The 330-nt window shown below is 47.3% G+C and carries 1 protein-coding gene; it reads left to right on the top strand.

What is annotated here, in order from left to right; genetic code table 11:
- Nucleotides 1-37 precede the first annotated feature (37 nt).
- A partial coding sequence (locus ACLWS4_RS38150; protein WP_416876591.1) for a PTS transporter subunit IIC occupies nucleotides 38-330 on the top strand: 293 nt, incomplete at its 3' end.

A 330-nucleotide genomic window follows, 5' to 3' on the forward strand; every position in this document is an offset into this window, starting at 1 on the left:
CTGTCCAATTGTCTTTCCATATGCACCAAACGCTGTTTTGGTCGGCTTTTTCTCAAGTTTTATTGGCGGTATCGTCAGCATGTTCATCATGATTGCCTTCCACACGATAATCGTTTTACCAGGCGTCGTTCCCCACTTTTTCTGTGGTGCAACGGCAGGGGTATTTGGCAATGCCACAGGCGGGCGCAGAGGCGCGATACTCGGTTCATTCATCCACGGAATCGTTATCAGTTTCATGCCAATTGCGCTAATGCCGGTATTAGGCAATCTTGGCTTCGAAAATTCTACATTCTCTGATACAGACTATGGTGTTGTCGGCCTTTTCTTAGG

The sequence above is a fragment of the Kitasatospora sp. SC0581 genome, from assembly GCF_048159585.1.
GTDB lineage: Bacteria > Actinomycetota > Actinomycetes > Streptomycetales > Streptomycetaceae > Kitasatospora.